At 61.0% G+C, this 25971-nt stretch carries 30 protein-coding genes and 1 pseudogene; 15 read left to right on the top strand and 16 right to left on the bottom strand.

All coding sequences use genetic code 11. The annotated features are described in order from the left end of the window. Positions 1 to 11: 11 nt before the first annotated feature. The 3 genes from NMA58_RS11285 to NMA58_RS11275 are packed head-to-tail and all read right to left on the bottom strand — an operon-like array spanning position 12 to position 1720. Positions 12 to 707: a TIGR02281 family clan AA aspartic protease gene (locus tag NMA58_RS11285; protein WP_430959074.1), complete on the bottom strand. Its 696-nt coding sequence runs from the start codon at positions 705 to 707 to the stop codon at positions 12 to 14. Further along, complete coding sequence (locus tag NMA58_RS11280) at positions 704 to 919, bottom strand: DUF1289 domain-containing protein (protein ID WP_430959073.1); 216 nt, start codon at positions 917 to 919, stop codon at positions 704 to 706. The genes NMA58_RS11285 and NMA58_RS11280 overlap by 4 nt, the downstream gene beginning before the upstream one ends. 18 nt (positions 920 to 937) lie before the next feature. Beyond that, positions 938 to 1720, bottom strand: a complete 783-nt coding sequence (locus NMA58_RS11275) for an adenosylcobinamide-GDP ribazoletransferase (protein ID WP_430959072.1) — start codon at positions 1718 to 1720, stop codon at positions 938 to 940. A 137-nt stretch (positions 1721 to 1857) separates the two neighbouring features. On the opposite strand from NMA58_RS11275, the gene cobT reads away from it, so the two are divergent. Together cobT and NMA58_RS11265 are read left to right on the top strand one after the other, a co-directional pair. Continuing rightward, on the top strand, positions 1858 to 2874 hold the full coding sequence (gene cobT / locus NMA58_RS11270; protein WP_085778438.1) for a nicotinate-nucleotide--dimethylbenzimidazole phosphoribosyltransferase: 1017 nt from the start codon (positions 1858 to 1860) through the stop codon (positions 2872 to 2874). Between the two features lie 135 nt (positions 2875 to 3009). Further along, a complete protein-coding gene (locus NMA58_RS11265) occupies positions 3010 to 3399 on the top strand; it encodes a diacylglycerol kinase (RefSeq protein WP_434713369.1) in 390 nt (129 codons plus the stop codon). 15 nt (positions 3400 to 3414) lie between these two features. On the opposite strand, the gene NMA58_RS11260 is transcribed toward NMA58_RS11265, so the two are convergent. Continuing rightward, positions 3415 to 4950, bottom strand: coding sequence for a sensor histidine kinase (locus NMA58_RS11260; RefSeq protein ID WP_434713367.1), 1536 nt, complete (start codon positions 4948 to 4950; stop codon positions 3415 to 3417). 106 nt (positions 4951 to 5056) lie between these two features. Between NMA58_RS11260 and NMA58_RS11255 the strand changes: the two genes are divergently transcribed. The 5 genes and pseudogenes from NMA58_RS11255 to NMA58_RS11235 all read left to right on the top strand — a co-directional run bounded on the left by NMA58_RS11255 (position 5057) and on the right by NMA58_RS11235 (position 9787). After that, entirely contained in the window at positions 5057 to 5614 is a 558-nt protein-coding gene (locus NMA58_RS11255; RefSeq protein WP_434713366.1) for a thermonuclease family protein, read from the top strand. 4 nt (positions 5615 to 5618) lie between these two features. Further along, positions 5619 to 6251, top strand: a complete 633-nt coding sequence (locus tag NMA58_RS11250) for a uracil-DNA glycosylase family protein (RefSeq protein WP_434713365.1) — start codon at positions 5619 to 5621, stop codon at positions 6249 to 6251. A gap of 69 nt (positions 6252 to 6320) precedes the next feature. Further along, positions 6321 to 6809, top strand: a complete 489-nt coding sequence (locus NMA58_RS11245) for an Lrp/AsnC family transcriptional regulator (protein ID WP_004678404.1) — start codon at positions 6321 to 6323, stop codon at positions 6807 to 6809. A 689-nt stretch (positions 6810 to 7498) separates the two neighbouring features. After that, positions 7499 to 8512: a porin gene (locus tag NMA58_RS11240; RefSeq protein ID WP_434713364.1), complete on the top strand. Its 1014-nt coding sequence runs from the start codon at positions 7499 to 7501 to the stop codon at positions 8510 to 8512. A 398-nt stretch (positions 8513 to 8910) separates the two neighbouring features. After that, positions 8911 to 9787, top strand: a pseudogene (locus tag NMA58_RS11235) (LysR substrate-binding domain-containing protein). A 36-nt stretch (positions 9788 to 9823) separates the two neighbouring features. On the opposite strand, the gene NMA58_RS11230 reads toward NMA58_RS11235, so the two are convergent. Together NMA58_RS11230 and NMA58_RS11225 are read right to left on the bottom strand one after the other, a co-directional pair. Continuing rightward, positions 9824 to 10507, bottom strand: coding sequence for a DNA alkylation repair protein (locus tag NMA58_RS11230; RefSeq protein ID WP_434713363.1), 684 nt, complete (start codon positions 10505 to 10507; stop codon positions 9824 to 9826). Beyond that, positions 10504 to 11373: an NAD(P)-dependent oxidoreductase gene (locus NMA58_RS11225; RefSeq protein WP_430959065.1), complete on the bottom strand. Its 870-nt coding sequence runs from the start codon at positions 11371 to 11373 to the stop codon at positions 10504 to 10506. The genes NMA58_RS11230 and NMA58_RS11225 overlap by 4 nt, the downstream gene beginning before the upstream one ends. A 164-nt stretch (positions 11374 to 11537) precedes the next feature. Between NMA58_RS11225 and NMA58_RS11220 the strand changes: the two genes are divergently transcribed. The 6 genes from NMA58_RS11220 (at position 11538) to NMA58_RS11195 (ending at position 14159) form a co-directional block, all read left to right on the top strand. Then, positions 11538 to 11909: a hypothetical protein gene (locus NMA58_RS11220; RefSeq protein ID WP_434713362.1), complete on the top strand. Its 372-nt coding sequence runs from the start codon at positions 11538 to 11540 to the stop codon at positions 11907 to 11909. Positions 11910 to 12190: 281 nt separating this feature from the next. Beyond that, the gene (locus NMA58_RS11215; RefSeq protein WP_434713361.1) at positions 12191 to 12514 is read left to right on the top strand and encodes an ArsR/SmtB family transcription factor; all 324 of its coding nucleotides are present in this window, start codon (positions 12191 to 12193) and stop codon (positions 12512 to 12514) included. After that, positions 12511 to 12921, top strand: coding sequence for an SRPBCC family protein (locus tag NMA58_RS11210; protein WP_434713360.1), 411 nt, complete (start codon positions 12511 to 12513; stop codon positions 12919 to 12921). The genes NMA58_RS11215 and NMA58_RS11210 overlap by 4 nt, the downstream gene beginning before the upstream one ends. Positions 12922 to 12969: 48 nt before the next feature. Beyond that, positions 12970 to 13191 carry a hypothetical protein gene (locus NMA58_RS11205; RefSeq protein ID WP_434713359.1) on the top strand — a complete coding sequence of 74 codons (222 nt, stop codon included), beginning with the start codon at positions 12970 to 12972 and terminating at the stop codon, positions 13189 to 13191. A 10-nt stretch (positions 13192 to 13201) separates the two neighbouring features. After that, positions 13202 to 13669: a DUF1801 domain-containing protein gene (locus tag NMA58_RS11200; protein WP_434713358.1), complete on the top strand. Its 468-nt coding sequence runs from the start codon at positions 13202 to 13204 to the stop codon at positions 13667 to 13669. A 34-nt stretch (positions 13670 to 13703) separates the two neighbouring features. Continuing rightward, positions 13704 to 14159 (top strand): DUF1801 domain-containing protein, encoded by a 456-nt coding sequence (locus NMA58_RS11195; RefSeq protein WP_434713357.1) that lies wholly within the window; start codon positions 13704 to 13706, stop codon positions 14157 to 14159. Positions 14160 to 14175: 16 nt separating this feature from the next. On the opposite strand, the gene NMA58_RS11190 is transcribed toward NMA58_RS11195, so the two are convergent. From NMA58_RS11190 to NMA58_RS11175, 4 genes are all read right to left on the bottom strand, one after another. After that, positions 14176 to 14652: an SRPBCC family protein gene (locus NMA58_RS11190; protein WP_097601455.1), complete on the bottom strand. Its 477-nt coding sequence runs from the start codon at positions 14650 to 14652 to the stop codon at positions 14176 to 14178. After that, positions 14649 to 14990, bottom strand: coding sequence for an ArsR/SmtB family transcription factor (locus tag NMA58_RS11185; RefSeq protein ID WP_434713356.1), 342 nt, complete (start codon positions 14988 to 14990; stop codon positions 14649 to 14651). The genes NMA58_RS11190 and NMA58_RS11185 overlap by 4 nt, the downstream gene beginning before the upstream one ends. Then, positions 14987 to 15673, bottom strand: a complete 687-nt coding sequence (locus NMA58_RS11180) for a glutathione S-transferase family protein (protein WP_434713355.1) — start codon at positions 15671 to 15673, stop codon at positions 14987 to 14989. Before NMA58_RS11180 ends, NMA58_RS11185 begins: the two co-directional genes overlap by 4 nt. 102 nt (positions 15674 to 15775) lie before the next feature. Further along, the gene (locus tag NMA58_RS11175; protein ID WP_434713354.1) at positions 15776 to 16594 is read right to left on the bottom strand and encodes a methyltransferase domain-containing protein; all 819 of its coding nucleotides are present in this window, start codon (positions 16592 to 16594) and stop codon (positions 15776 to 15778) included. A gap of 114 nt (positions 16595 to 16708) precedes the next feature. Between NMA58_RS11175 and NMA58_RS11170 the strand changes: the two genes are divergently transcribed. Then, on the top strand, positions 16709 to 17434 hold the full coding sequence (locus NMA58_RS11170) for a DUF2270 domain-containing protein (RefSeq protein ID WP_097601458.1): 726 nt from the start codon (positions 16709 to 16711) through the stop codon (positions 17432 to 17434). A 10-nt stretch (positions 17435 to 17444) separates the two neighbouring features. On the opposite strand, the gene NMA58_RS11165 is transcribed toward NMA58_RS11170, so the two are convergent. The 4 genes from NMA58_RS11165 to NMA58_RS11150 all read right to left on the bottom strand — a co-directional run bounded on the left by NMA58_RS11165 (position 17445) and on the right by NMA58_RS11150 (position 20443). After that, positions 17445 to 17711 carry an usg protein gene (locus NMA58_RS11165; RefSeq protein WP_085778420.1) on the bottom strand — a complete coding sequence of 89 codons (267 nt, stop codon included), beginning with the start codon at positions 17709 to 17711 and terminating at the stop codon, positions 17445 to 17447. A gap of 211 nt (positions 17712 to 17922) precedes the next feature. After that, a complete protein-coding gene (locus NMA58_RS11160) occupies positions 17923 to 18753 on the bottom strand; it encodes an ABC transporter permease (protein ID WP_430959056.1) in 831 nt (276 codons plus the stop codon). After that, positions 18750 to 19556 (bottom strand): ABC transporter permease, encoded by an 807-nt coding sequence (locus tag NMA58_RS11155; protein ID WP_183706531.1) that lies wholly within the window; start codon positions 19554 to 19556, stop codon positions 18750 to 18752. Before NMA58_RS11155 ends, NMA58_RS11160 begins: the two co-directional genes overlap by 4 nt. A 113-nt stretch (positions 19557 to 19669) precedes the next feature. Next, positions 19670 to 20443 (bottom strand): transporter substrate-binding domain-containing protein, encoded by a 774-nt coding sequence (locus NMA58_RS11150; protein WP_434713353.1) that lies wholly within the window; start codon positions 20441 to 20443, stop codon positions 19670 to 19672. 330 nt (positions 20444 to 20773) lie between these two features. Here NMA58_RS11150 and NMA58_RS11145 point away from each other — a divergent pair, with 330 nt between their 5' ends. Beyond that, positions 20774 to 22969, top strand: coding sequence for an OmpA family protein (locus NMA58_RS11145; RefSeq protein ID WP_434713351.1), 2196 nt, complete (start codon positions 20774 to 20776; stop codon positions 22967 to 22969). Positions 22970 to 23057: 88 nt separating this feature from the next. Here NMA58_RS11145 and NMA58_RS11140 read toward each other — a convergent pair whose 3' ends face one another. Continuing rightward, positions 23058 to 23816 carry an alpha/beta hydrolase gene (locus NMA58_RS11140; RefSeq protein WP_434713349.1) on the bottom strand — a complete coding sequence of 253 codons (759 nt, stop codon included), beginning with the start codon at positions 23814 to 23816 and terminating at the stop codon, positions 23058 to 23060. Between the two features lie 52 nt (positions 23817 to 23868). After that, the gene (locus tag NMA58_RS11135) at positions 23869 to 25644 is read right to left on the bottom strand and encodes a cytochrome c biogenesis protein DipZ (RefSeq protein ID WP_434713348.1); all 1776 of its coding nucleotides are present in this window, start codon (positions 25642 to 25644) and stop codon (positions 23869 to 23871) included. Between the last annotated feature and the right edge of the window lie 327 nt (positions 25645 to 25971).

Below are 25971 nucleotides of genomic sequence, written 5' to 3'. Positions count from 1 at the left end.
GTTCTGTCGGATCAATCCCGCATGCGCAATTCGTCCGTCTGCATCTGCAAGGAGCCCAGCGTCTCCAGGAAGCTCATGCCGAGCAAGCTCTGGTCAAGCCGCCCGTCCTCGGCGACGCTGGCTGCGACATTGTTGCGGATGATCGGACCGATCGCCACCTGGTCGAGCGTAATGGGGGCCGCGCGGCTGCGGCCGTTGGCGGTCATGACCGTCATCGAGTAGGTGAGGCCCGTGAGATCGATGCCGATGCGTTCAGCATCCTCGTGTGAGAGCGCGACCATGCTGGAGCCGGTGTCGACGAGCATCTCGACAGTCCGGCCATTCACATTGACGTCCGCTTCGAAATGGCCGTTCAACAGCTTGTGCAGGATGATTTCCGCGCCACCTTCGCTGGTCGCGACGACGACGGCGCGGCCAGGAATGAGACCGGCGAGCACCCGGTTGCCGACGCCGATCGCTTCCTGACGATAGAGATAGACGGTCACGAGCGCCAGGATGATGACCAACCAGATCATCATCTGGCGCATGGTTTCACCGACGCTGCGCGCCCAGATCCCGGCCGACAACATCAGTGCGATCGGCAGCAGGTAAACGAAGCGGCCGAACTCGTCACTTTGCAAGCCGAGAATGCGGCCGCTGTCGCCGTTGAGGATCAGCACGGCAAGGCCGATGCCGATCACGACGAGAATGACGGTGAAACGGATCATGAAGGCCGCCCCGGCCGCTCGGCGAGGCTTGTTTTCATCCGGCCCGTCGTCGCGGCCGTTGCGAGCCTCGCCGGCAGTTGCGCCATGATCCGGCGCCTTTCGGCATCGGTATAGTTCATCCAGCCACCGATTTCCTGAAGAGTGCGGCCGCAACCGGCGCAAAAACCGGTGGTTGAAACCAGGGAGCAGACGTGAATGCAGGGTGTTTGCATGGCTGATATATCGGAGTTTCAAAGAGTGGTGGCAAGGGCGCAAAGGGTGGCGATTTCGCAAATCTGCTGCGTCGCGCCCAGCGTGTCGCCGGTGTGGCCGGCAAGCTTGCGACGGATGACGGCGGTGAAGGCGAATCCTGCGACACCGGTGGCGAGCAAGCTGGCGACGAGCGGCCGCAAGCCGAATGCCGGCCAGATCAGAAGTGCTGCGAGCAGACCGGCCGAGACGAGCGCAAAATGCATCGCCGCCTCATTCGGCTGGCCGGTCGAGGCGGCCACGCCCTCGGCCTTTGCGGCCGGCAGCCGTTGCCAATGCCAGGCGATAGCGCCACGGCTGAGTGCTGCGACGGCGGCAACGGCAAGCGCTGCGGCGAGCGGTGAGGACTGGCGGACAATGGCGGCGAGTGCGGCCGCACGGATCGCGAAGGAGAGGATTAGCGCTATCGCGCCATAGGTGCCGATCCGGCTGTCCTTCATGATGATGAGGCTTTGTTCGCGGTTCTTGCCGCCGCCGATGCCGTCGGCCGTATCGGCCAAACCATCTTCGTGCAGCGCGCCGGTGGCAAGAACCTGGATCGAGAGCGCAAGCAGGGCCGCCATCAGGGGATCGGCGCGCAGGCCTGAAAGAAGGAGGAGGGCGAGCGCCGGGACGAAGCCGATGACAAGACCGGCGAGGGGAAAGGCGCGCACCAGGCGGCCGAGCCTGCCGTCATAGCCTTCGAACAGCGCTGGCGGCATCGGAAGGCGGCTCAGAAAGGCGACGGCGCGGGCGGTGTCGACCGCATAGTCCTTGATCTTCATTCTGTTTCGTTCTGCCGGAGGGCTACGGCGCTTTAGGTGTTGTTCGCTTCGCCCGCCGGCTTTAAGAGAGAGCCACCGCAAAGAAGCTGATTTGCGTCAAAAAAACAAGAATAGCCGATTCATAGGAATACGCACCGATGAGCGTTTCAGGCCTGCCTTTCGACGATTTCCGTACCCTGCTCCGGGACCTGCCGGGGCCGGATGCCCGCGCGCTGGTGGCCGCACGCGAACGCGACGCGCAGCTGACCAAGCCGCCGGGCGCGCTCGGACGGCTCGAGGAGATTGCTTTCTGGCTTGCCGCCTGGACGGGCCGTCAACCGGCCGTCAACCGGCCGCTGGTGGCGATCTTCGCCGGCAATCACGGTGTCACCAGACAGGGCATCACACCCTTTCCGCCCGCGGTGACGCAGCAGATGGTCGAGAATTTTGCAGCCGGTGGAGCTGCGATCAACCAGATCTGTGTCGCTTATGATCTCGGGCTGAAAGTCTTCGATCTGGCGCTCGACTACCCCACGGGCGACATCACCGAGGAAGCCGCGCTTTCCGAGCGCGACTGCGCCGCAACCATGGCCTTCGGCATGGAGGCGATCGCCGGCGGCACCGACCTGCTCTGCATTGGCGAGATGGGCATCGGCAACACGACGATTGCAGCAGCGATCAACTATGCGCTGTACGGCGGGTCGGCGCGCGACTGGGTAGGCCCCGGCACCGGCTCGGAAGGCGAGATGCTGGAGCGCAAGATTGCGGCGGTGGAAAAAGCGGTCGAGCTGCATAGCGACCATCTCGACGATCCCCTGGAGATCATGCGCCGGCTCGGCGGACGCGAGATTGCCGCAATGGCAGGCGCCATCCTGGCCGCCCGCATGGAGCGCATCCCGGTGCTGATCGACGGCTATGTCGCGACTGCCGCGGCGGCGATCCTGAAAGCCGCCAATCCCTCCGCGCTCGATCATTGCCTGATCGGCCATGTCTCCAGCGAGCCCGGCCATCTGCGCGCGGTCGAGATGCTTGGCAAGACGCCGCTTCTGGCGCTCGGCATGCGGCTCGGTGAGGGCACTGGTGCGGCGCTTGCCGCCGGCATCGTCAAGGCCGCTGCTGCCTGCCATTCCGGAATGGCGACCTTCGCCCAGGCGGGTGTGAGCAACAAACATTAAGGCCGCGGCCGGCGTAGCCGACCCACCGGGCTTTGCTTGCGCCGCCCGGGTGGATTCGCTATTGGCTGGTCAACAAAGGGGAGATGGTACAGCTTTTCCCCGCTCCGTGGTGCAACGGGAAGAGGATGGGGCGTCTTGACGAAGCCTGCGGTGACGAAAGAGACCGGGTTTCGGCATTTCATCGCCGCCGCCAGCTATTCCTGGGCCGGCTTTCTGCGCGTGCTGAAAGAGGCGGCCTTCCGCCAGGAGCTCGGCTTCTTCGTCATTTCAATGGCAGCGCTGGCGCTGGTAGGGGCGAGCATCGGCGAGATTGTCGTCGCGGTGCTGTTGTTTCTCGGGCTTTTTTCGATGGAAGCCATGAATACCGCCGTCGAAGAGGTGATCGACAGGATTTCGCTGGAGATTTCGATTGTCGGCAAACATGCCAAAGATCTCGGCTCTTTTGCGGTGACCTGCATGATCGCCGCCTGCTCTCTTTATCTCGGCTTCGTCATCGCCAAGCACCTCTTCTTCGGCGCCGCGTGACATGCCCGAGCTGAATCAGGCAAAACTCTTGCGCTTGCGCGCGACGGCCTGAGCCTCTTCGACGGCGGGCAGGCTCTGGAGGACGCGCTTGGCCGGCAGGATGGCGATAACCTCCGTGCCTTCACGCAGCTTCGATTTCAGCAGGAACTGTCCGTCATGCTTGGCGAGGATCGCCTGGACGATCGGCAGGCCGAGGCCGGTGCCCTGTTCGGCGCTCTTGATGGCGATCGAACCCTGGCCGAACGCCGAGAGGACGACGGGAATCTCTTCTTCCGGAATGCCGGGGCCGTTGTCCTTGATCGAGATGTATTGTCCGCCGCCGGCCGTCCAGCCGACCTTGACGTGGATTTCTCCTCCCTGCGGCGTGAATTTGACGGCATTGGAGAGGAGGTTGAGCACCACCTGGCGCATCGACTTCTCGTCGGCCCAGATAGCCGGCAACTGCCGTTCGAATTGATCCGAAATGGCAATGTTCTTGGCGCGGGCGCGCAGCTGCACCATGCCTATGCAATCCTCGGTGATATCGAGCAGCGAGATCGCTTCCTCGCTTAGTTCGTATTTGCCGGCCTCGATACGGGACAGGTCGAGGATTTCGTTGATGAGATCGAGCAGATGCTGGCCGGAGCGATGGATATCGCCGGCATATTCCTTGTAGGTCGGATTGGCGAGCGGTCCCATCACTTCGGCCGACATCACCTCGGAGAAGCCGAGAATGGCATTGAGCGGGGTCCTGAGTTCGTGCGACATGGAGGCAAGGAAGCGGGACTTGGCGAGGTTTGCCTCTTCGGCGCGGCGGCGCGCCTCATCAGACATCGATTTCGCCACTTCCAGCTCGGCGATCAGGTCGTCCTTCTCCGACTGGTAGGAGAGGATCCTGAGGTTCGATTTGAAGAGCCGGTCGCTGATATAGTTGAAGAAGACGAGCGTGGTGGTGAAGAGCCCGGTCAGGCTGATTTCGAGGAGGTCGCGTGACAAGCCGCTCTTGGCGCCAAGCGCCAGGACCGTCGGCGCGAAGGCCACCAGCACGGCTGGCGTCAGCATGAAGTTCGACATCGCGGTGACGGAAAGCGCAATCAGCAATGTTGCGCCCTTGTAGAGAATGAAGCTCGACGGCTCGCAGGTGTCGCACCCCTGCAGCGCAAAGACGGCCCAGCAGCAGCCGACCAGGAATTGGCCGGCGAGCAGCAGGCGGCGCCATTTGCGGGCGCTCTCGGAGGTGATCTCCTGTCGGCGCGCGCGCCGGGCGAGCAGGATGTTGCCAGTGTGACAGGTGTGCGTCAGCAGCGCCCAGAAGAGCAATTGGCTATCTTGAGTGAAATAGACGCCGAGGGCGGTGATGATGACGACGAAGAGCGGCATGATCGTCGCGCCCTGCATCATCGACGCTATATACATCTTGAGTACGTCACGGTCGAAGGCGGAATTGGACGCATGACCGGACTGCAGGCGCTCGCGCGTCTGCCGCACAGCCTTGGAAACGGCCTTGTTGCGGTGGCTGCGCGACCTGTCGACGATAATCTTGTCGGTCGATGTGCTTACGCCGGTACTCATGTGCACGTTGAAACTTCACCCCTGGGTGGATAAGAGCTTAACCGGCAATTCTTAAGAAGATGTTTGCCATCTTTGCCAAGGATTTGTTTTTTAAGGAGGCGAAAGCGTGACACGTGGCCTGCGCCTGATTCGTGACGGCGTGACCGCTTTTGCCCTGCTGGTGCTCCTGGCGCTGATTGCCGCCAAGATCAACGATCGAGCAACAATCAAGCGTGCAGGCGCCTTTCATGCTGCCGATGGCGACAGTCTGACATTGGGCGGGGAGCGCTTCCGCCTCGAAGGCATTGACGCGCCGGAGCTCAACCAAAGCTGTGAACGGGCGGGAAAGGCCTGGGCTTGCGGGCGCGTGGCGCGGGAGGTGTTGCAGGAGATGGTTCTGGCGTCGGAAACGCTTTGCCAGGGCGATCGGCGCGACCGCTACGATAGGCTGCTTGTCGTCTGCCGAAGCGGGACGGACGGCGACATCAATGCCAGCATGGTGCGCCGAGGCATGGCCGTTTCCTATGGTGGCTACGGCAAGGAGGAGGCAGAGGCGAGGGGAGCGAAGGCGGGGCTGTGGGCCGGGACTTTCGAGCGGCCGCGCGATGTGCGCGATCATGCCCGTCACGAATCCGGTTACGGCGACGCGCTGCGCTTCCTCAGGCGGATCGTCGGATGGGAATAAGGTGATGAGCGATGAAGCCAAGCTGGAAACTCTGCGGCGGGAAATTGCCGCCTGTCGCGTCTGTCGGGACGCCCCGGCAAGCGGACCTCAGCACCGGCTGCCGCACGACCCGCGGCCGGTGGCGGTGATCTCTTCGCGTGCACGCATCCTGATCGCGGGGCAGGCGCCCGGCCTTCGAGTGCATGAGAGCGGTCTGCCGTTTGACGATGCATCGGGCGACCGGCTGCGGTCATGGCTCGGCGTCGACAGAGCAAGCTTTTACGACCGCAGCCGCTTCGCCATCGTGCCGATGGGCTTCTGCTTTCCTGGCTACGACGACAAGGGCGCTGACCTGCCGCCGCGCCGTGAATGCGCTCCGGTCTGGCGGCAAAGGGTGATCGCGGCAATGCCGCAGATCGAGCTGGTGCTGGTCATCGGCCAATATGCGCAGGCTTGGCATATGGCTGACGAGAGACGAGGGAATATGACGGAGACCGTGCGGGCTTGGCGTGACAGCCTCGTGTCCGGCCGGTCGCCCGCTGTGCTGCCGCTGCCGCATCCGAGCTGGCGCAACAGCGGCTGGCTGAAACGCAATTCCTGGTTCGAGCAAGAATTGCTTCCTGTGTTGCAGGAGCGGGTGAAAATGCTGCTTTCCTGAAACAAAATTCTTTTCCTTGCGCGGAATCGGGTTATACAAAGAAAATAATTCGAAAGGACTGACGTGCGCATGGACCGCCTCGACCGAAAAATACTGCGTCTGCTGCAAGAAGATTCGACCCTTGCTGTTGCCGACCTCGCCAAGAAGGTGGGGCTTTCGACGACGCCATGCTGGCGGCGGATCCAGAAAATGGAGGAAGATGGCGTCATCAAGCGTCGGGTCGCCATCCTCGATCCAGAGAAGGTCAACACCAAGGTCACGGTTTTCGTGTCGATTCGCACGGCGACTCATTCGATCGAGTGGCTGCGCCGCTTTTCCGAGGTGGTCGCCGAATTCCCCGAAGTGGTCGAATTCTATCGAATGAGCGGCGATGTCGACTATCTCCTGCGAGTCGTCGTGCCCGATATCGCCGCTTACGACGCTTTCTACAAGCGAATGATCGCCAAGATCGAGATTCGCGACGTCTCCTCCGCCTTTGCGATGGAGCAGATCAAGTATTCGACGCAACTGCCGCTCGACTACATGATTCTTGAGAACGCCAAATCCAACGAAGATTGAAAACGCCAATAGGTTGCGACGGACCGCTGGCCGGCAGTCGCATATACCGCGTGGGATTCGCCCCGGAACCCGGGTCTCTGAGGCGATTCGCCCGCACGCAGGAATGCGGCGCCTGGAAGCGGCTTTCGAAGAATGTGGCTCTAGCTGCAAAAGAAAGCCGGAAAAATCGCGAAAAAACGCTTCAGTTTCACCAAAATGCTAGAAAAATATATAGCCTGGTAACGATTGCACGGCTATGATGTGTGGCATCAATGAGCATCCTGTCATCATTTTGACTCATTGGTATCGAAATCAGAACACCATGTTCTACACCGCTACCTTGTATAGGTTCATTAGTTGGCGGTAGAGTTTATGTGCTTCACCATTGTGTTCGGCTGGGTCGAGCGGTGGAGATTTGAGAATGCGGCATAGCGTTTGCGGCTTGCAATGGAGATTTCCATTGCGAGGCCGTTTTGTGCGTTTGCCATCTAATTATTTGAATTGTTGTATAAAAATCACGTTGCTGGCGAAAGTTGCTCCAGCGAACCCCTCTCAGATATATCGAGAATTGCTTGAATGCGCCTTCTGTGTGATGACGGTTCGGCGGTTCGATCGATCCGCACGCCGAGATGGCTGTTCAAACTGGGCCGGCTTCAAATTGACTACCCGACGAGACGTCAGCCCCGATCGACAAAGGAATGGATTGGTAAATGAACATCAGAATGGTTTTGCTCGCATCAGCAGCAGCATTTGCTGCATCGACGCCGGTTCTTGCAGCTGACGCTATCGTTGCTGCTGAGCCGGAACCGGTTGAATATGTTCGCGTCTGCGACGCTTACGGCACCGGCTACTTCTACATCCCCGGGACCGAAACCTGCCTCAAGATCGAAGGCTACATCCGTTTCCAGGTCAACGTTGGCGACCAGCCGGGTGGTGATAACGACTCTGATTGGGATGCAGTTACCCGCGGCCAGGTTCAGTTCACGGCCAAGAGCGACACCGAGTATGGTCCGCTGACTGGCGTCATCGTCATGCAGTTCAATGCTGACAATGCCACCGACCAGGACGCCATCCTCGACTCCGCTTACCTCGACATCGCGGGCTTCCGCGCTGGTCTGTTCTACAGCTGGTGGGACGATGGTCTCTCGGGTGAAACCGACGACATCGGCTCTATCGTAACGCTGCACAACTCCATCCGCTATCAGTACGAAAGCGGCGACTTCTACGCTGGTCTCAGCGTCGACGAACTGGAAGACGGCTTCTACAAGTCTGGCGAAGGCCCGAACAACGTAGGCGTTGCCTTCGGTCTCGGCGGCAAGGCTGGTGCCTTCAGCTATCAGCTCACCGGCGGCTGGGACTTCGACAACGAAGACGGTGCTATCCGTGCAATGGGTACGGTTGACATCGGTCCCGGCACGCTCGGCCTCGCAGCCGTATATTCTTCCGGCCCGAACTCCTACTACTCCGCAGCTGAATGGGCTGTCGCTGCCGAATACGCAATCAAGGCAACCGACAAGCTCAAGATCACTCCTGGTGTCCAGTACTACGGCGACTACTATGTCTCCGGCGACGACTTCAGCGGTGGTGATGCCTGGAAGGTTGGTCTGACGGTTGATTACCAGATCGTTGACAACTTCTACGCCAAGGCTTCGGTTCAGTACCTCGATCCGGAAGACGCCGACGACTCCACCTCGGGCTACTTCCGCCTGCAGCGTTCGTTCTAATCCACTTGGTGAGTATCCCCGGTCTTCGGGCCGGGGACGCTTCAAATCAGTTTCTGATCCGAGTGACCTCCGATCAGCTACGGGGACGGGTCCGGTCTTCCCTGCCGGACCGTCCTTGCAGTGTTTTTTACACGCGCTCTTGTGGCTGCATTTTCGGAGCACTATCCAGGTAAGCCGAACCGGCATGTTGTGTATCGCACGTCGGCATCCTGCAGGCCTTGTTTGAGGCCATTCTTATTCTCAAGAGAGTTTGGGTTGACATTGGGCATTGGTTGGCGTTGCCGCGACGGTTCGTGGAAAGAAGAATCCAATGCCGACAATGTGATTACAGCTTTGCTGGAGAGAGGATACAACCCTTTCGGGGCGGCATTCATTCATACTCTCGGATAGCTGTTCGCATGGACGATCTCAGCAACTTTTATATTTTGCAGCCGTCGTTTCCAGCGGTGGTTTTGCTTCTGCCAGAAGCAATCTGAAAATGGCGGGTCAGTCGCATCGAGGGACGGGCTTGCGGGCGGCTGATAGAGCGTTCGACCCGTCACTTCCTGGTGACAGAGATCGGTCAAGCTTTTTACGAAAGATGCCAGACCATTCTGCAGGAGGCCGATCGCGCCAAATCGATCGTCACCGAGGCCCAATCCGACCTTCAGGGTGTGGTGCAGATGGGTTGCCCGCTTGGTCTGGTCGACATTTCCGTCGGAGGCATACTGCCTGAATTCCTCGAACGCTATCCGAAGATCAAGCTACAGATTATCGGCTCCGACCGCCGCGCCGACCTCATCAACGAACGGATCGATCTTGAGGTGAGGGCGACCAACGAGCCGGAGACACAGACGAGCCTGACGATGCGCAAGCTCGACAGGGCGCGGCGAATCCTGGTCGCAAGTCCGTCGCTCATTCGAACGCATCGGCGGTTTAAATTGCGTCGACGAACTCGCCGATCTTCCGACGCTGGCGATGACCCCGTCGGTGTCGTTCCATACTTGAGAACTCATCGGTCCGAATGACGACAAACGGGTAGTCCGGCATCAGCCGAGGCTGACCTGCCGCAGCATGACCGCCATTCTCGATGCAGCCCGCGCCGGCCTCGGCTTCGGGCTTCTGCTCGAAAGCGCGTGCGAGGCGGATCTGCAGGCCGGCAGGCTGGTGCGGGTGCTGCCGGAATGGCAGTCGGAAGAAAGCCAGTCTTATATCGTCTTCACGACGGCCGAGGGCATGCCGCCGGCAGCCAGAGTGCTGATCGATTTTCTGGTGGAAAAATCCAGGCCCCATTAACGACGAGGCGAAGTCCTCAGCCTTGGACGCATCGCGCTATTTCAGCCGCGCCAACAGCTTTTCACCGCTCAGTTCCCTGACCGCATCCCTGCCGATCCAGCGGGCGGTTTTATCTGGACGTTCAGCCAGCAGCTTCGCCAACCCCAGCGCCGGCCCATGGCAGGTGCGATTGCGCTTGCCGATGCTGCGCAGTGCCCAATTGACCGCCTTGCGAACGAAGTTGCGGGAATCGCCGGAATGCGCCTCGATCAGCGGCAGCCAGGAAAGGATGGCCATGTCGATCTCGCCCTTTCGATGGACGGCGGCGCCAGCGATCATTGCAAAAGCGGCGCGACGGACAAATTCGCGCTCTTCGGCAGCGAAATCCGGAATGAGCTCGTCCAGGCCCGCCTCGACGAAGAGATCGGCGGCGCAGTCGACTATTTCCCAGGAGTCGAAATCATGAGCCCAGGTTCTTGCCTCTTCTGGCGTCAGCCGCTTCGGCTCGGCGGTATAGAGAGCGAGCAGTCGAGCCTCGCGGATATTGCTTCGCCAGAGCTGCATTGCCCTGAGGTGATTCCTCTTCGCCAATCTGGCGACTGCCCTGATATCAGGATTGGAAATTCCGAGGGCGCGGTCGGTGACGATGCCGAATCGCGCCATTCCGGCGGCATTCTCCTCCGAGCGCAGCGTTTCGAGATGCGCGATCAATTCAGCCGGATCGGAGGAGGGACCGATCATTTCTCAAGCCGGGCGAGCAGCGAGGAGGTGTCCCAGCGATTGCCGCCCATTGCCTGCACGTCGCCGTAGAACTGGTCGACGAGGGCGGTGACCGGCAGCTTGGCGCCGTTGCTGCGGGCTTCGGCGAGCACGATGCCAAGATCTTTCCGCATCCAGTCGACTGCGAAGCCGAAATCATATTTGCCGGCATTCATGGTCTTATGGCGGTTTTCCATTTGCCAGGAACCCGCCGCACCCTTGGAAATCACTTCAACGACTTTTTCAATGTCGAGCCCGGCGCGCTTGCCGAAATGCAGCCCTTCGGCAAGCCCCTGGACGAGGCCGGCGATGCAAATCTGGTTGATCATCTTGGTCAACTGCCCGGAGCCTGCCGGTCCCATCAGGCCGACCATGCGGGCATAGCTTTCGATGACGGGCCTAGCGCGCTCGAAGACCGCTTCGTCGCCGCCGCACATGACGGTCAGAACGCCGTTTTCGGCACCGGCCTGGCCGCCGGAGACCGGAGCGTCGATAAAGTCGACGCCTCTTTCCTTTGCCGCGGCATAGAGTTCGCGAGCAACCTCGGCGCTGGCTGTGGTGTTGTCGATCAGCACCGAACCCGGCTTCATGCCGTGCAGGGCGCCGTTCTCGCCCGAGGTCACCGACCGGAGATCTTCATCATTGCCGACGCAGACGAAGACGAAATCGGCACCTTCCGCCGCCTCGGCCGGAGTGCGGGCGGATTTGCCGGAGAATTTCTCGGCCCATGCCACGGCTTTTTCGGCGGTACGGTTGTAGACGGTGACATCATGGCCGCCCTTCGTCTTCAGATGACCAGCCATGGGGAAGCCCATGACGCCGAGACCGATGAACGCGACTTTTGCCATATGTCCTATCCTTTTCCTGAGTGAGAGGCCCTGAGGATTAACCGAAACGGCGCAAGCAGAAAAGCCGTGAAGAGGGACTTCCTTCCGGTTGGCGCATGTGAGGCTGGTCGCCATTCAGTCGAGCCCTAGATGGGAACGACGAATAACGTTTGCCGAGGGATGACATGAACGAAATTCCAACGATCGAGCCACGTCGCAAGGGCCGCAGCGGCACCCAGGCGATGCTTATTCCGTCGCGGCAGATGATCGAAGAGCAGATTCGATTGGCGCCTGAAGGTGTTCTTACTGAGGCCGGCGTCCTGCGCCGCCGGCTCGCGGCCCAGTACGGAGCGGATGCCTGCTGTCCGGTGACGGTGCAGCGGCATTTGCGTGCGATCGCCGAATTATCCTTCGGCGCGCTGGAGAAGGGCGAACCGCTTTCGACAGTGACGCCATATTGGCGCATGGTCGATCCGGCGAGCCTGCTTGCGAAACGTCTTGCCGGCGGGCCCGGCTTCATTCGCGAGCAATTGGCTGCCGAACGTCGAGAGAAGTAGCGAGGCAGGCGAGAGGTGGTGATCTTCGGCATGCGCCGGCATTTAAGCCGTCTGCGGCTTCCGGCGTTTCTTTGCCTGTTGGTTGTCCTCGAGGCCAGCGGCTCATGTTATGTATAGCCGATGGGCTATGCTGCGTGTTCATGGTCTTTTCGATTATCGTATCCGCGGGCGGGTCGGCTACAGATTTTTCCGATCGATCTGTCGCTTTCTGTTCGTCGCTTGACATACGTACATCTCAATGGCTATAGGTTTATTCATAGCTTTATAGGTATGGGTCTTCAATGTCGAACGCTCAGGACGTGCTCTTCAGGACGCTTGCGGATCCTACCCGGCGCGCGCTTTTCGAGCGGCTGTGCCGGGAAGGGGAGAAGACGGTCGGAGCGTTGACGGCGCAGGCCGGGGTCTCACAGCCGGTCGTTTCGAAACATCTCGGGGTGCTGAAGCAAGCCGGCCTGGTGCGCGACCGTCATCAGGGGCGGCAGACGCATTATAGCGCGCAGCTCGGCGCGCTTGCGCCGCTCATCGACTGGACGAGCGAGATGGCCGGCTTCTGGCAAAGCCGCTTCAATGCCCTCGAAGATTTGTTGAAGAGGATGGATCAATGACAGACATATCGACCGAAACACGTTCCGTCGTCATCGAGCGGGAGATGCCTTTTCCGGCGGAAAAGATCTGGCGGGCGCTGACCCAGCCGCACCTGATCCAGGAGTGGTTGATGAAAAGCGACTTCAAGCCGGTCGTCGACCATCGCTTTAACTTCAACGCCGATTGGGGTGCGGTCGACTGCCGCGTTCTGGAAGTCGAGCCCCACAAGACCCTCGCTTACAGCTGGGGCGCCTATGGCCTCGAAACCGTCGTGACCTGGACGCTCACGTCCACGGGCGCGGGTACCCATCTGCGCATGGAGCAGTCGGGTTTCCGGGCGGATCAGCGGCAGGCCTATGGCGGCGCCAGGAGCGGGTGGCCGCAATTCTTCGACAAACTGGAGCAGGTGTTGGCGCGGGTTGACTGATCCATCGCCGAGCGGGCGGCCGGTTGGGCTCATTTCGAGGAGGCTTCATTGAACTTGAACAACTGGTTTCGGCAGGTCCACCGTTGGCTGTCCATTGCCTTTACGCTGGTCGCCATCGCCAATATCATCGCCATGGTGCAGGAGGAGTCGGCGGTCTGGATTGGGCTCTTGGCCCTGCTGCCGCTCGGGCTGCTTCTCGTTACCGGTCTCACCTTGTTCGTGCTGCCATATGCCGCGACACGGCGCGAGGTGGGAGGCATCGGCGGTTAGGAGGAAATCTATGGCGGGCAGAACGTCGAAAGGCGCGCAGAAGGTCACGAAAAAGACCGCCAAACCGGCGGGGGCGGCGCCGAAGCTTCTGTCGGGCGGCAACCCGCAAATCCCCAAGGGTTACGGCGATGCGCCCGTGCAAGCCTACATCGCCGCCATGCCGGACTGGAAAAGTGAGATCGGGCGTCGCCTCGATGCGCTGATCACCAGAACCGTGCCCGGCGTCTGCAAGGCGGTCAAGTGGAACTCGCCCTTTTACGGCATGGAAGGGCAGGGTTGGTTCCTCGGCGTCCATTGCTACGCCAGCTATATCAAGGTGGCCTTCTTCAAGGGCGCGTCGCTGCATCCTCTGCCGCCGGGCGAGTCCAAGCAGAAAGAGGTGCGTTACCTCGATATCCGCGAGGACGATCCCTTCGACGAGGCGCAGATCGCCTCGTGGGTAGAGCAGGCGAGCCGGTTGCCCGGCGAACGGATGTGAGGTTTTGATGCGCGGCGACGGGAGAACGACAAAGATGAAGAAGGCGACGGCAAGCATGAAGAAGACCGATTCCAAGGAAGGGAACGGGCAAGCCTCTCCCTCTCAACTGATTGATGCGAGGATCGAGGAGCTCAAGGATTGGCGCGGCGACATGCTCGCGCGGGTCCGGGCACTCATCAAGCAAGCCGAACCCGAGGTGGTCGAGGAATGGAAGTGGCGAGGGGTTCCTGTGTGGGAGCGCGCCGGCATCATCTGCACCGGCGAGACCTATAAGAGCGTGGTCAAGCTTACCTTCGCCAAAGGAGCGTCGCTTGAGGATCCGAACGGGCTTTTCAACTCCAGCCTCGACGGGAATACCCGGCGTGCCATCGACTTTCATGAAGGCGACGAGATCGACGAGGAGGCGCTGAAGGCGCTCATTCGAGCCGCGGCAGCGCTGAATACGTCGGTGCGCGCGGCCGGCTCGCGGAAGAAATCAAGCAGCGCGTGACGGGTCATCGGCCGCGTTAGTGAATTGGGCTTGCCTTGCGTTCGAGAAAGAGCTCGAGATTGTCGAGGCCGATCTCAGTGCCCTGAAGGCGAGCGCCGTTGTCGGCGTAGCCGTCGAGGAAAACCACTTGCTCGGTGAAGACCATTCTGGTGCCGCTGGGTTCGACGTTGAAGGCGACGGTGACGAGCGAGGCTGAGATGCGGGTTTGGCCGAGCTTCATCTCATAGGCATAGATGATGCGGGTATCCGGCACGATATCGATGTAGTGGGCGTCAAAGGCGTGCAGAAGCCCATCGGTGTCGGCGGTATAGTTCCTCTCTGTGCCGCCCGGCCTGAAATCGAGCGCATATTCCAGCGGCACCCATTCGCCGTGGCAGGCAAACCATTGCCGCTTCGACTCCGGCGTCGACCAGGCGCGAAAGACCCGGGCGACGGGCGCCTTCAGGCGGCGCTCGATGACGAAGGTGGTATGTTCGGCAGAGCGTGTCGTCATTCGGGGAGGGTCTCCGGCTCATCGGCGAGAAATTGATCCAGCCTGTCAAAGGCGGCGTTCCAGCGGGTCTTTCGCTGTTCCACCCAGCGCTCGACAGCGGCGAGCGCATCCTGCTGCAGGCGGTAGGTTCGCACCCGGCCGGATTTTTCGGACAGCACGAGCCCGCTCTCCTCCAGCACCTGCAGATGTTTCATCACCGTCGGCAGGGCGACGGCGAGCGGTGCGGCCAGTTCGGTGACCGAGGCCGGGCCGCGACCGAGGCGGTCGATCATCCCGCGGCGGCTGCGGTCGGAAAGCGCGTGGAACATGCGGTCGAGATCCGCTTGGTTTTCGATCATTCCGCCGCATCCCGAAAGCGGGCGGGCAGCCTGTCCTGATAGGGATAGAACTTGAAATAAGGGCGGGCCTCTTCCAGCGCCCTGGCGAAGGACGGGCGCGCCAGCAGCCTGTTGTAATAGGCGCCAAGTCTCGGCTGCTCCTGTGAGAACGGAACCAGCGTCTCGGCATAGAAGAGGGCCGGGGCTGCAGCGCAATCGGCCATAGTGAAGGCATCGCCTGTTATCCAAGGGCTTTCGCCCAGCTGCTTTTCGATCATCACATAGGCAGTGGTGAGCGTCGCTTTGCAGGCGGCCATCTCTATTTCGTCTGCCGTGCCCTCTGGACGCCGGCGATGGCTGACGAGGGTCTGCATCGGCACTTGGACATATTGGTCGAAGAAGCGGTCCCAGAGGCGGACCTGCAGCGCCCGATCGATCTCCAGCGGCAGCAGGCGCACGGGGCCGGGGTAGTAATGGTCGAGATATTCGATGATGATCGTGGTTTCGGGAATGGTGCTGTCGCGCGCCTCGTCTCTCAACAGCGGCATCTTGCCGATTGGCCAGAAGCGGAAGAGATCGGCGCGCGAAGCCTCGTCGGACAGATCGACGAGGCGATTTTCGAACGGAGTCGTGTTTTCATAAAGCGCGATCAGCACCTTGTGGCAGAAGGAGGCGAGCGGATGCCCATAGAGCACGAGCGACATACGGCGACCTTTCTTATCCGGTAGAAAACTTTACCGAAAGACTAAGTATCAGGTTAGACAGCGCCGCGCAATAGATACTTCGCTGGTCATGCAACTATTCTCTCAGCCGATGTATCGAGCGATCACCAGGTGGCCCGGTGTCGGCTGACCGTCTTCCATGCGGACGTTGATCTCCGATACCTCGACGAGTTCGAAACCGGTCGCCGTCAGACGTTCCCTGACATAGGCATCGGCATGGGCGAAGCGCTGATGCGGTCCGACCATATAGGCGCGGCCGGCAAGCGTCTCTTCGGGAAGGGTTTCGGAGGAGAAGATGAACAGGCCGCCCGGTGTCAGGTTTTCGGTGGCGCCGAAGAAGAGCGGCTCGAGCGCGCCGAGATAGGGGAGCACGTCTGTGGCGGTGATGAGGTCGAAAGCCTCCTCGTCGTTGTCGTCGAGGAAATCCTCGACTTCGGCGACGAATAGCGTCTCGTAAAGATCTTTTTCATGCGCGATCTCGACCATCTTCTCCGATATGTCGATGCCGATCATGTCCTCGCACAGGTCGCGCAGCGCACCGCCGGTGAGACCGGTGCCGCAGCCGAGATCGAGCAGCCGCTTGAACGGGCCGAGCTTCAATGCCTGCAGGCGCTGGCGCACCAGCATCGGCACGTGATAGCCGAGTTGCTCGACGAGTACGTCCTCGAACACCTCGGCATGCTGATCGAACAGGGTTTCGACATAGGCGTCAGGCGCCTTGACCGGGATTTCGCCGCGGCCCATCGCGGCGATGCGCACGGCGGCTCCGCCGTGATCCTCGGGATCGATCGCCAAAACGTCCTCATAGGCCGCCACCGCCGCGTCGACATCACCGGATTTCTCCAGCGCCAGCGCGCGGTTATAGGCCTCGGCAAGGGCTTCTTCGTCGATCTTCTTTGCCATCGCGGTTCATGTCCTTCTGTTTTCAGGCATGGCTCTAAGGCGGCTTTCGATGTTTTGCAATGGCGCGGCTACAGGCGCAGAATGACCGAAAAGAAGACGACGGGAGGAAATGCCATGAAAGCGGAGCAAGACAGGATGCGACCGGCAAGGGAAGAAGAGGGTGAGCGCCCTTTGCTGCTGCCCACGACGCCGGGCGAGATCACCAATACACTTAGCCACTATTACCGCGGTGAGCTCGGGCGGATGACGAGCTGGCGCGACCGCATCGACCGGACGTCCAACTGGGCGATCACCGTGGTGGCGGCGCTGCTTTCGGTGTCGTTGTCGACGCCCACCTCGCATCACGGCGTGCTGTTGTTCGGTATCATGCTGGTGACGCTGCTTCTGATGATCGAGGCGCGGCGCTACCGCTTCTTTGATATCTACCGTGCCCGAATCCGGCAAATCGAACGAAATTATTTCGCGCAGATCCTGGCGCCTGACGCGGCGGCCCGGGGCGAATGGGCGACGGTCATCGCCAACAGCCTGCGCAAGCCGCGTTTTTTGCTCAGCTATCATGAGGCGATGCACCGGCGGCTTAAGCGTAATTACGGCTGGATGTATTTCATCCTGTTTCTGGCATGGTGTCTGAAGATCACGACGCCGAAGCTACAGACGGAGGGCATGCCAGCGCTGCAGGCGCAGTCTTGGACCTATGTCATCGACAACGCAGTGCTCGGGCCGGTTCCCGGCCTTGCCGTCATCATCGGCGTCGTCGTCTTCTACCTCGGCATCCTCGTCTTCGCGCTGCGCCCGGACCGTGACGAAGGCGAATTCGGCCACGGCGAAGCGCATGTCTGACGCGCTCAGATCAGTGCAGGATGAACTCGCCCTTCAGCGCCCGCCACTCGGTGGCCGAGATCAGCTTGCGGTGGACGTAGCGCACCGAATGCAACGGTCCGTCGAGCTTTTCCTGCCAGAACTTCAGAAAACCCCGCATTTCGGGAAAATCAGGGGCGAGGTCATAATCCTGCCAGACATAAGTCTGCAGGATCGTAGGGTGATCCGGCAAGCGGTAGAGGATCTGGGCGGTGGTCAGACCGTAACCCTGCAGTTGCTTTTCCATGTCCTTGTGCATCGTATTCAGCTTCTTCTCGTTCCCACTCGCGCTTTATTAGCGCTAGGTGAAATGGAAACATGCGAATGGTTAACGCAAGCTTAACGGATACGTTGCAGGGGAAGTATTCTTTTTTATTTTCAAGTGCTTGGCAGCATCACGGAGCGAGTGCTGCCAGGCCGGTTTGAGCAATTCCTGTCCCAGAAACGATTATACTTTTCGGCGTTATGCCTTACCGTTTCAGATGCCGCGTCAGGCGACGCTCAATCCAGGCCCAGAGATGGCGCAGCGCCTCGACGATGGTGAGATAGAAGATCGCTGCCCAGAGATAGGTCTGGTAGTCGAAGGTGCGGGAGAAGGCGTAGCGCGTTTCGCCCATCAGATCGAGTACTGTGATGATGGCCACCACGGCCGAGCCTTTGATCAATAGGATGATCTCGTTGCCGTAGGGGCGAAGCGCCACGATGAAGGCCTGCGGCAGGATGATCTTGCGGAAGGCGATGCTCCTATGGATTCCGAGGGCAGCCGCTGCTTCGCGCTGCCCGTGCGGTACGCTTTCGATTGCGCCGCGCAGAATCTCCGCCTGGTAGGCCGCGGTATTGATGGTCATGGCGAGCAGGCCGCAATACCACGCGTCTCGGAAGAACCACCAGAGGCCGACGGCTTCCAACTGGGGGCGGAATACGCCGAGGCCGTAATAGACCAGGAAGAGCTGGGCAAGCAGCGGTGTGCCGCGGAAGAAATAAATATAGGCATAGGAAAGCCAGTTCAGCAGCTTGTTTTTCGACAAGCGCGCCATAGCAAGCGGCAGCGACAGGAGTGCACCGCAGACCACGGAAATGGCTACAAGACTGAGCGTCACCCAGAGGCCGTGCAGATAGCGGGGGCCATAGCGGGTGAATTTCTCGATATCCCAGCCATTGATGACGGTGAAGATCAGCAGCGCTGCCAGCAGGCCCCAAAATGCGACGAAGATACAGCCGGCAAGACGTGCCGCCGTCATCGGCTTCGCCACCTGGCGCGGCGCGGGCTGCGGCGGGATCAATGTTTCGGCGTAGCTCATCGACGGACCTCCGAACGCTTGGCCCAGCGGTCGACATAGGCGAGCAGGAAGGAGGAGAGGATGGCGAGCACCAGATAGAGACAGCAGGCGATGCCATAGAAAAAGAAGGGTTCCTTGGTCACCCGCACGGCGACATTCGTCTGGCGCAGGATGTCGGCAAGGCTGATGATCGAGACGTAGGATGTGTCTTTCAGAAGCACCATCCAGAGATTTGTGAGGCCGGGTAGCGCGATGCGTATGAGCTGCGGCAGAACGATGAGGCGCAGAGTGCGGCCGCGATGCAGGCCCAGCGCGTCTCCGGCCTCATATTGGCCCTTGGGAATGGCGCGAAAGGCCGAGAGCAGTACTTCCGAGCAATAGGCGGAAAAGACGACCGACAGCGCGATGACGCCGGCGAAGAAAGCATTGATCTCGACAGGCGGCCCGACATAGCCGGCAAGCTCCAGGAGAGACTGGATGAGCATCTGCATGCCGTAATAGATGATGAAGAGCGTCAGAAGCTCCGGCAGGCCGCGAAAGATCGTCGTATAGATACCGGCCGCCAGCCGCAGGGACTTTTCGTCCGACTGCTGGCCGAGCGCGACGAGGAAACCGATGACGAGGCCGATGGGCAGGGTGACGATCGCCACCGATACGGTGACCTGCAGCCCAAGGGCGATCTCGTCGCCCCAGCCAGTATCGCCACAGGCAAGTATCGTCGACTGACCCAACCAGGTGAAGATGCCGACGGGTCCGCATAGCGGATCGAAAATGTGCACAAGTGAGCTCCAGAAGGAGCCAAGCGCGGAAAACAATCCGCCCATGCGAGAATTCCCCTCACGGCTTTTGCCGTTTTGATCTTGCCACCTTTGTCAAACAAAAATGGCGGAAGAGCAAGCCTTCCGCCATTCGCTTGATCGGCCAGATACCGAATTTCTTATTCGCCGTAAACGTCGAAATCGAAGTACTTGTCCTGGATCTTCTTGTATTCGCCGTTGGCGCGGATCGCTGCGATCGCCGTGTTGAGCTTTTCCTTCAGCGGATCACCCTTGCGGATGGCGATGCCCGCGCCTTCGCCGTTGATTTCCTTGTCGACCGGCAGGGTCGTCAGGATCTTGCAGCAGGCGCCGGCGTCGGACTTGACCCATTCGGAGAGAACCACGACGTCGTCGATGACGGCATCGACACGGCCGCTGGAAACGTCAAGCTTGTATTCGTCGGCGGTGGGATAGAGCTTCAGCTCGGTTTCGGCGAGGTGCTTCTCGGCGTAGTTGGCATGCGTCGTGGAAGTCTGTGCGCCGATCACCTTGCCCTTGAGGCCGGCAACGTCAGTGATCTTCGAATCCTTCGGCACGGCGATGGCCGGAGGCGTGTTGTAGTACTTGTTGGAGAAGTCGACGAGCTTCAGGCGCTCCGGCGTGATCGACATGGAGGAGACGATCATATCGAACTTCTTGGCGTTCAGCGCCGGGATGATGCCATCCCAATCGGTGCTGACGAAGGAGCATTCGGCTTTCATCTCGGCACAGAGCGCCTTGGCGATATCGATGTCGAAGCCCTGGATGGTGCCGCTGGCATCGACGAATTCGAAGGGCGGATAGGTCGAATCGGTGCCGATCACGTATTTCTCGCCATCGGCCATGGCCGAACCGGCAAAGAGCGACATTGCCGCGATCGAGGCTGCCGCGAAGATACGGGTGGAGATATGCATGAGGATCCTCTCTGTTGGTAGCCATCGCGCTTTTTTCTCTTGGGCTGACGGCTGCTGTTCAACGGTGACGGGCACCGCCTTGCGGCGATAATCAGACTTTTTTTCACGGAAATGCAACAGAAATTCCCACCAATTGTGCGGTGCAAATAACAGGTGAGATGAACGAAAGCAGACTGCAACATTCACCGGAGGTTAATCCGCTGATTCCTAGAAACGGAACAAATCGGCGGTTTGGCACTTTGCCAATTCGCCGTTTCGCCTCATTGCGAAACTAGGGCGAACCGAGGCCTGTCGGCCTTCAGGAAGCTCAAACAGGATCGAGGAAACCCGATGGGCAAGAAATCAAGATTGTTTGCAAGCGCAGCTTTCCCGCTGCTTTCTCTCTCGTTGGCGCTGCAGCCGGCATCGGCAGTGGCGGCCGCGCGCGGCGCTACGACCGAGGCTGCGGCCGTGCGGCAGATCGAACAGGGCAGCTTCGAGGTGGCGCAGGACGCGCCCTCCGAAGAGGAACTCTTGAAGAAGAAGCGCAAGCAGAAGGGGGAAGCCCCGGCAGAACAGGCGCCGGCCGCCGAGCAGCCGAAGGAGGCGCCTGCCGAGAAGCCGAAGGCCGAGCGCAAGGAGGCGCCTGCGCCCGAACCCAAGGCGGAGCCGGAACCGCCGAAGGCCGAAGCGCCGAAGGAGGAGCCCGCGCCAAAGGCCGAGAGCAAGCCGGAGCGGAAAGCCAAGCAGGCAGCCCAGCCGGAGGCCGAGCCGCAACAGGAAGAACAGCAGCCGGTAACGCAGGAAAAGCCGAGAAAGCCGAAGAAGCAGCAGACTGAGCCGGCCGAGCCGGAGGCTCAGCCGGCCCCTGAACAGCAGCCGGCGGCAAAGCAAGCCCAGCCGGAGACCGAACAGGCCCAGCCCGAGGTCAAGCCGGAAGGCGGCAAGAAGGGTCAGGACAAGGCCCAGAGCCGAGATAAGGGCAAGGCTAAGACCGAGACCGCCGCTCCCGAGGCGGTGACGCCCACCGAGGAACAGGCCAAGCCTGCAGTTGAGCCGGAAGCAAAACCCGCTGCCGAAGCGCCAGCCAAGAAGCCGAAGAAGGGCGAGGCTGCAGCCCCGGCGGTGAAGCCAGCCGAAGACAAGGCGGCCGCTCCCGAAGCTGCGCCTGCCGAAGCGCCGACGGATGGCACGGCTGCCAAGCCTGCCGCCAAACAGCCCACCGCTGAGCAACCCACCGCTGAGCAACCCGCCGCCAAACAGCCCGCCGGCGAACAGCCGGCTGCGCCCGCCACCGACACGGCCCAGCCGCTGCCGGATGCCAGCGGCGGACAGCAGGTGGAGCAGGCCATTCCGGCACCGGAAAAGGTTTCTCCCGAGGAGCTGGAGCGCCGGAAAAAGATCGCCGCAGATCCGGCCAAGAGCAACGAGACCGTCGTGCTGCCGGTCGAGAACGGTGCCGCCGTGCTTGACAGCGACAAGGATGCCGATCGCAGCAAGGGGCGGGAAGGTCGCCGTGACCGCGACAAGCTGCGGGCCGAAAGCCAGGAGGTGAAGGTGCCGACCTCGGATGCGGATGCGCAGGCTCCTGCCGCCGCTGCGGCGCCGGCGATCAAGCTCGAGGCGGTCACCAGCGAGAAGGGCACGAGGCTCGACACCCGGCCGCAATTTGCCCGTCCCGAGGGAGCGCGCATCGAGGATCAAACGGACGATAACCGGGTGATCATCCAGTACAACAATCAGGTGATCGTGCGTAGCGACGACGACAGGCGGTTCCTGCGCGACGGTGAACGGCCGATCTATGAAGAGCTCCCGGACAATCGCTATCGCGAGATCATCACCCGGCCGGAAGGCTATCGGATCGTCACCATCCGTAACCGCTACGGCGACATCATCCAGCGGTCGCGCGTCGATTCCCGCGGGCGCGAATACGTGCTCTACTACTCACCTGATCTCTACGAGGATCCTGATCGCGGCTATTTCGATGACCCGGGCGCTGATCTGCCGCCGATGCGGCTGCGTGTCCCGCTTAACGACTATATCATCGACACCAGCAGCGATCCTGACCGGGACTATTACGAATTCCTCAGCGAGCCGCCCGTCGAGCAGGTGGAGCGTGTCTATTCGCTTGACGAAGTGAAGTATTCTGCCCGCATTCGCGACAAGGTGCGCCGCATCGACCTCGATACGATCACCTTCGCGACCGGCAGCGCGGAGATCCCGATGACCCAGGCGCGCACATTGCGCAAGGTTGCCGACGCGATCAGCCAGGTTCTGAAGAAAGATCCGAGCGAGACCTTCCTGATCGAGGGCCATACGGATGCCGTCGGTTCCGACCAGAGCAACCTGGTCCTCTCCGACCAGCGGGCGGAATCGGTCGCCAATGTGCTCTCCGACGTCTATGGCATTCCGCCGGAAAACATGGCGACGCAGGGCTACGGCGAACGTTACTTGAAGGTCAACACGCCAGGCCCCGAACAGGAAAACCGCCGCGTCACCATCCGTCGCGTCACTCCGCTGGTGCGTCCGGTCGCCGCCAACCAGTAGCTGATCCGCCCCTCCCTGGCGTCAGGGAGGGGCGCTGACCTCCTCTTCTCCCGCCGGGAGAAGGGGAAGCGGCCTTGTCTTACCCTCTCTACCGGCCGGCTTTCGTAGCCGCGTTTTCGATGACATCGGCGACTTTCTCCGGCTGGGATGCGAAGACGGCGTGGCTGCCCTTGATCTCGGTCATGTCGCTGCCGGCTCGTTTGGCCATGTCACGCTCCAGCTCGGGATTGATGGAGCGATCCTCGGTGGCGACGATCGACCAGCTCGGCTTCGTCCGCCATGCCGGGCTTCCGACTTTGGCCGAAAAGGCCTGCTTGGCGGCGAAGACCTGCGATCTTGCCAGGAAATCGGCCTCGGCCTTCGGCAGATCGGCCGCGAAAGCCGCGGCGAAGGCGCCCGGATCGAGATAGAGATATTTGCCGTCCTTCGTTTCCTTGATATCCATACTGCCGGCCGGCCTCGAGCTGGCGAGGCTCAGCAGGCTTTCCCCCTTGTCGGGCTGGAATGCTGCGACATAGACGAGGCCAGCGACATGTGGATCGTGACCAGCGTCAGTGATTACCATGCCGCCATAGCTGTGGCCGACGAGCAGGACCGGTCCCGTCTGGAGGTCGAGAACCCGCTTCGTTGCCGCCACGTCGTCGTCGAGCGAGGTGAGGGGCTCCTGGACGACGGTGACGTTGAAGCCGCGCTTTTCGAGGATCTCGGTCGCTTTTCGCCATCCCGAGCCATCGGCCAGCGCGCCGTGGACGATCACGATGTTCTTGACCGCGGCAGCCTCGGCAGCAAAGGCGATTCCGGCGGTGGCAAATGCAAGGCTTGCGATGAAAATCAGATGCTTATTCATGGGGTCACTCCTTTTGGCGATGTTGAAGGGCGGGATTTGAAATTCTTAGGGTTCAGCCGAAGGTGAAGGCGTAAGCCTGGACGCCCGGATCGAGGAAGCGGATTTCGAAGGTGCGGGCGGTGACGGCGCCGGACTCGCGAACGAGCTGGTAAAGCCGCGTTGCGGTGACCGTGCCATTGCCGTCGGCGTCAATGTCGGAGCCATGATCGGCTCCGGGCGCCTTGCCATCCAGCCTCACCTGGAAACGGACCGGTTTGGCGTCGGCGCCGGGTCCGAGCACGAGGTGCAGATCGCGGGCGCTGAAACGATAGGCGATGCCGCCCCCGGGCTGGTCGAGCGTTGCCTGATCCTTACCGACGGTCCAGGCGCCAGACAGGCCCCATGCATTGATGCCGGGCTTGGCGATCGAGTAGTTCTGCGGCGTATCGGCCTGCAGCCCTTCGGGAGAGACGAAATTTTCGGCCTGTGCGTAGCCGAGATAGGTCTCGCCGGAGCCGATGTTGGCGAGGTCGGGACCCGCTTCCACACCCTTGGCATCGGGCTCAACCGGGGCCGTTTCCACCATCTGGTTGCCCGCTTCGCGCAGCAGGTCCTGGATGGCCTTTTCAGTCCTGCCGTAATTGCCTTCGCCGAAATGGTGATAGCGGATCTGACCTTTGGCATCGATCAGATAGGCGGCAGGCCAGTAGCTGTTCTCGAATGCGCGCCAGATTTTGTAGTCATTGTCGATCGCAACGGGATAGCCGATCTGAAAGTCGCCGACAGCCTTCTTGACGTTGTCGATCTTCTTTTCGAAGGCAAATTCCGGCGCGTGCACGCCGATGACAACCAGGCCCTGATCCGCATATTTTTCCGCCCAGGCTCTGACATAAGGAATGGTGCGAATGCAGTTGATGCAGGAATAGGTCCAGAAGTCGATGAGCACGACCTTGCCCCGCAGCTGCTCCTTGGTCAGAGGCTTCGAGTTCAGCCATTCGACCGCGCCGTCGAACGAAGGCGCGTAAGCTTCGATGGGCAGATCACTGTGGAAAGGCTTGCTTCCATCGGCCGCGGGAATGATTGTGTCGCTGCTCGCCACCTCAGAGGGCGTGCCGGCGACGGGCTTGGCATGCAGCCTGTCCAGCAGGGTATGTTCCAGCGAGGCGGTGCTGGCATAGGAAAGGCGCGCCAAGAGGCTGGTGTCGAGACCGAGCGCGATCACCGCCACGCCCGCCAACACGGTAGCGCCGACAGCTTGGCGGATTCGATCGCCAACGCCGAGCGAGCGCTTCATCGCGGCGAAGATTTTACCGCCGATCAGCAAGGCGACGGCAAGCGACGTCGCAGCACCGGCGGCATAAGCAATCAAGAGGGCGGTTGTCTGCAGGTTGGCGCCCTGCAATGCCGCGCCGGTCAGCACAAGGCCGAGAATTGGTCCGGCGCAGGGCGCCCAGAGCAGGCCGGTGGCGACGCCGAGGATGAGCGCGCTCCTGACCGACGGCGCAGTGCGTCCGCCACCGCTGGCGTCCAGAAGATTGTTGCCGAGGTCGACGATCGGGCGGGCCAGCGTGCTCGCGAAGCGCGGCGACAGCAGGCTCACTCCGAAGAGCCCGAGCAGGACGATCGCGGCGAGGCGGCCATATTCATTGGCGCGAATGGCCCAGCTACCGCCGACGGCGGCAAGCGTGGCGACAAGCGCGAAAGTGGCGGCCATGCCGGCCAACATCGGCAGTGTGCTCTTGACGAAGGGCTGACCGGCGCTGGCGAAGACGAAGGGGAGGATGGGGAGAATGCAGGGGCTGAGGATGGTCAGCACGCCTCCAAGATAGGCAATGATCAGAAGTGTCATCATCGTTTCCTTTGAAACCGATTGATCGGGCTCTGGACGGCGATGCGCCTGAACCAGCAACGGCTGGGAGATAGCCTGGCGGAGGTATCTCCGATGTGTCTGGTTTGATGCGAAAATGTACCGAACTATCGCGCTGGAGTGCCCGCGATACAAAAGAATACAAACTGCCTTTCCGCACAGGCAGCGGTGAAAACGGCCATAGCCCGCCGGATGCCCTGCCGAGGCGGCGCTTTTGTATCAGAATGTATCTCGGCAGGCGGAGGTTACACTCGCATTCAAAATCCGCAGCCTGTGACATATGGGCGATACAAGCCGAACGTCATCTGA

Origin of the sequence: Rhizobium sp. YTUHZ045 (assembly GCF_051124255.1) — a bacterium.
Classification (GTDB): Bacteria; Pseudomonadota; Alphaproteobacteria; order Rhizobiales; family Rhizobiaceae; genus Rhizobium.
The sequence above is the reverse complement of the archived record's forward strand: the minus strand, read 5'-3'. Positions and strand labels throughout refer to the sequence as shown.

Coding starts and splice junctions, on each gene's coding strand:
- NMA58_RS11285 (WP_430959074.1), bottom strand. CDS start 707: ATGATCCGTTTCACCGTCATTCTCGTCGTGATCGGCATCGGCCTTGCC.
- NMA58_RS11280 (WP_430959073.1), bottom strand. CDS start 919: ATGCAAACACCCTGCATTCACGTCTGCTCCCTGGTTTCAACCACCGGT.
- NMA58_RS11275 (WP_430959072.1), bottom strand. CDS start 1,720: ATGAAGATCAAGGACTATGCGGTCGACACCGCCCGCGCCGTCGCCTTT.
- cobT (WP_085778438.1), top strand. CDS start 1,858: ATGAGCGTTTCAGGCCTGCCTTTCGACGATTTCCGTACCCTGCTCCGG.
- NMA58_RS11260 (WP_434713367.1), bottom strand. CDS start 4,950: ATGAGTACCGGCGTAAGCACATCGACCGACAAGATTATCGTCGACAGG.
- NMA58_RS11250 (WP_434713365.1), top strand. CDS start 5,619: ATGAGCGATGAAGCCAAGCTGGAAACTCTGCGGCGGGAAATTGCCGCC.
- NMA58_RS11245 (WP_004678404.1), top strand. CDS start 6,321: ATGGACCGCCTCGACCGAAAAATACTGCGTCTGCTGCAAGAAGATTCG.
- NMA58_RS11240 (WP_434713364.1), top strand. CDS start 7,499: ATGAACATCAGAATGGTTTTGCTCGCATCAGCAGCAGCATTTGCTGCA.
- NMA58_RS11230 (WP_434713363.1), bottom strand. CDS start 10,507: ATGATCGGTCCCTCCTCCGATCCGGCTGAATTGATCGCGCATCTCGAA.
- NMA58_RS11225 (WP_430959065.1), bottom strand. CDS start 11,373: ATGGCAAAAGTCGCGTTCATCGGTCTCGGCGTCATGGGCTTCCCCATG.
- NMA58_RS11220 (WP_434713362.1), top strand. CDS start 11,538: ATGAACGAAATTCCAACGATCGAGCCACGTCGCAAGGGCCGCAGCGGC.
- NMA58_RS11215 (WP_434713361.1), top strand. CDS start 12,191: ATGTCGAACGCTCAGGACGTGCTCTTCAGGACGCTTGCGGATCCTACC.
- NMA58_RS11210 (WP_434713360.1), top strand. CDS start 12,511: ATGACAGACATATCGACCGAAACACGTTCCGTCGTCATCGAGCGGGAG.
- NMA58_RS11200 (WP_434713358.1), top strand. CDS start 13,202: ATGGCGGGCAGAACGTCGAAAGGCGCGCAGAAGGTCACGAAAAAGACC.
- NMA58_RS11195 (WP_434713357.1), top strand. CDS start 13,704: ATGAAGAAGGCGACGGCAAGCATGAAGAAGACCGATTCCAAGGAAGGG.
- NMA58_RS11190 (WP_097601455.1), bottom strand. CDS start 14,652: ATGACGACACGCTCTGCCGAACATACCACCTTCGTCATCGAGCGCCGC.
- NMA58_RS11185 (WP_434713356.1), bottom strand. CDS start 14,990: ATGATCGAAAACCAAGCGGATCTCGACCGCATGTTCCACGCGCTTTCC.
- NMA58_RS11180 (WP_434713355.1), bottom strand. CDS start 15,673: ATGTCGCTCGTGCTCTATGGGCATCCGCTCGCCTCCTTCTGCCACAAG.
- NMA58_RS11175 (WP_434713354.1), bottom strand. CDS start 16,594: ATGGCAAAGAAGATCGACGAAGAAGCCCTTGCCGAGGCCTATAACCGC.
- NMA58_RS11170 (WP_097601458.1), top strand. CDS start 16,709: ATGAAAGCGGAGCAAGACAGGATGCGACCGGCAAGGGAAGAAGAGGGT.
- NMA58_RS11165 (WP_085778420.1), bottom strand. CDS start 17,711: ATGCACAAGGACATGGAAAAGCAACTGCAGGGTTACGGTCTGACCACC.
- NMA58_RS11160 (WP_430959056.1), bottom strand. CDS start 18,753: ATGAGCTACGCCGAAACATTGATCCCGCCGCAGCCCGCGCCGCGCCAG.
- NMA58_RS11155 (WP_183706531.1), bottom strand. CDS start 19,556: ATGGGCGGATTGTTTTCCGCGCTTGGCTCCTTCTGGAGCTCACTTGTG.
- NMA58_RS11150 (WP_434713353.1), bottom strand. CDS start 20,443: ATGCATATCTCCACCCGTATCTTCGCGGCAGCCTCGATCGCGGCAATG.
- NMA58_RS11145 (WP_434713351.1), top strand. CDS start 20,774: ATGGGCAAGAAATCAAGATTGTTTGCAAGCGCAGCTTTCCCGCTGCTT.
- NMA58_RS11140 (WP_434713349.1), bottom strand. CDS start 23,816: ATGAATAAGCATCTGATTTTCATCGCAAGCCTTGCATTTGCCACCGCC.
- NMA58_RS11135 (WP_434713348.1), bottom strand. CDS start 25,644: ATGACACTTCTGATCATTGCCTATCTTGGAGGCGTGCTGACCATCCTC.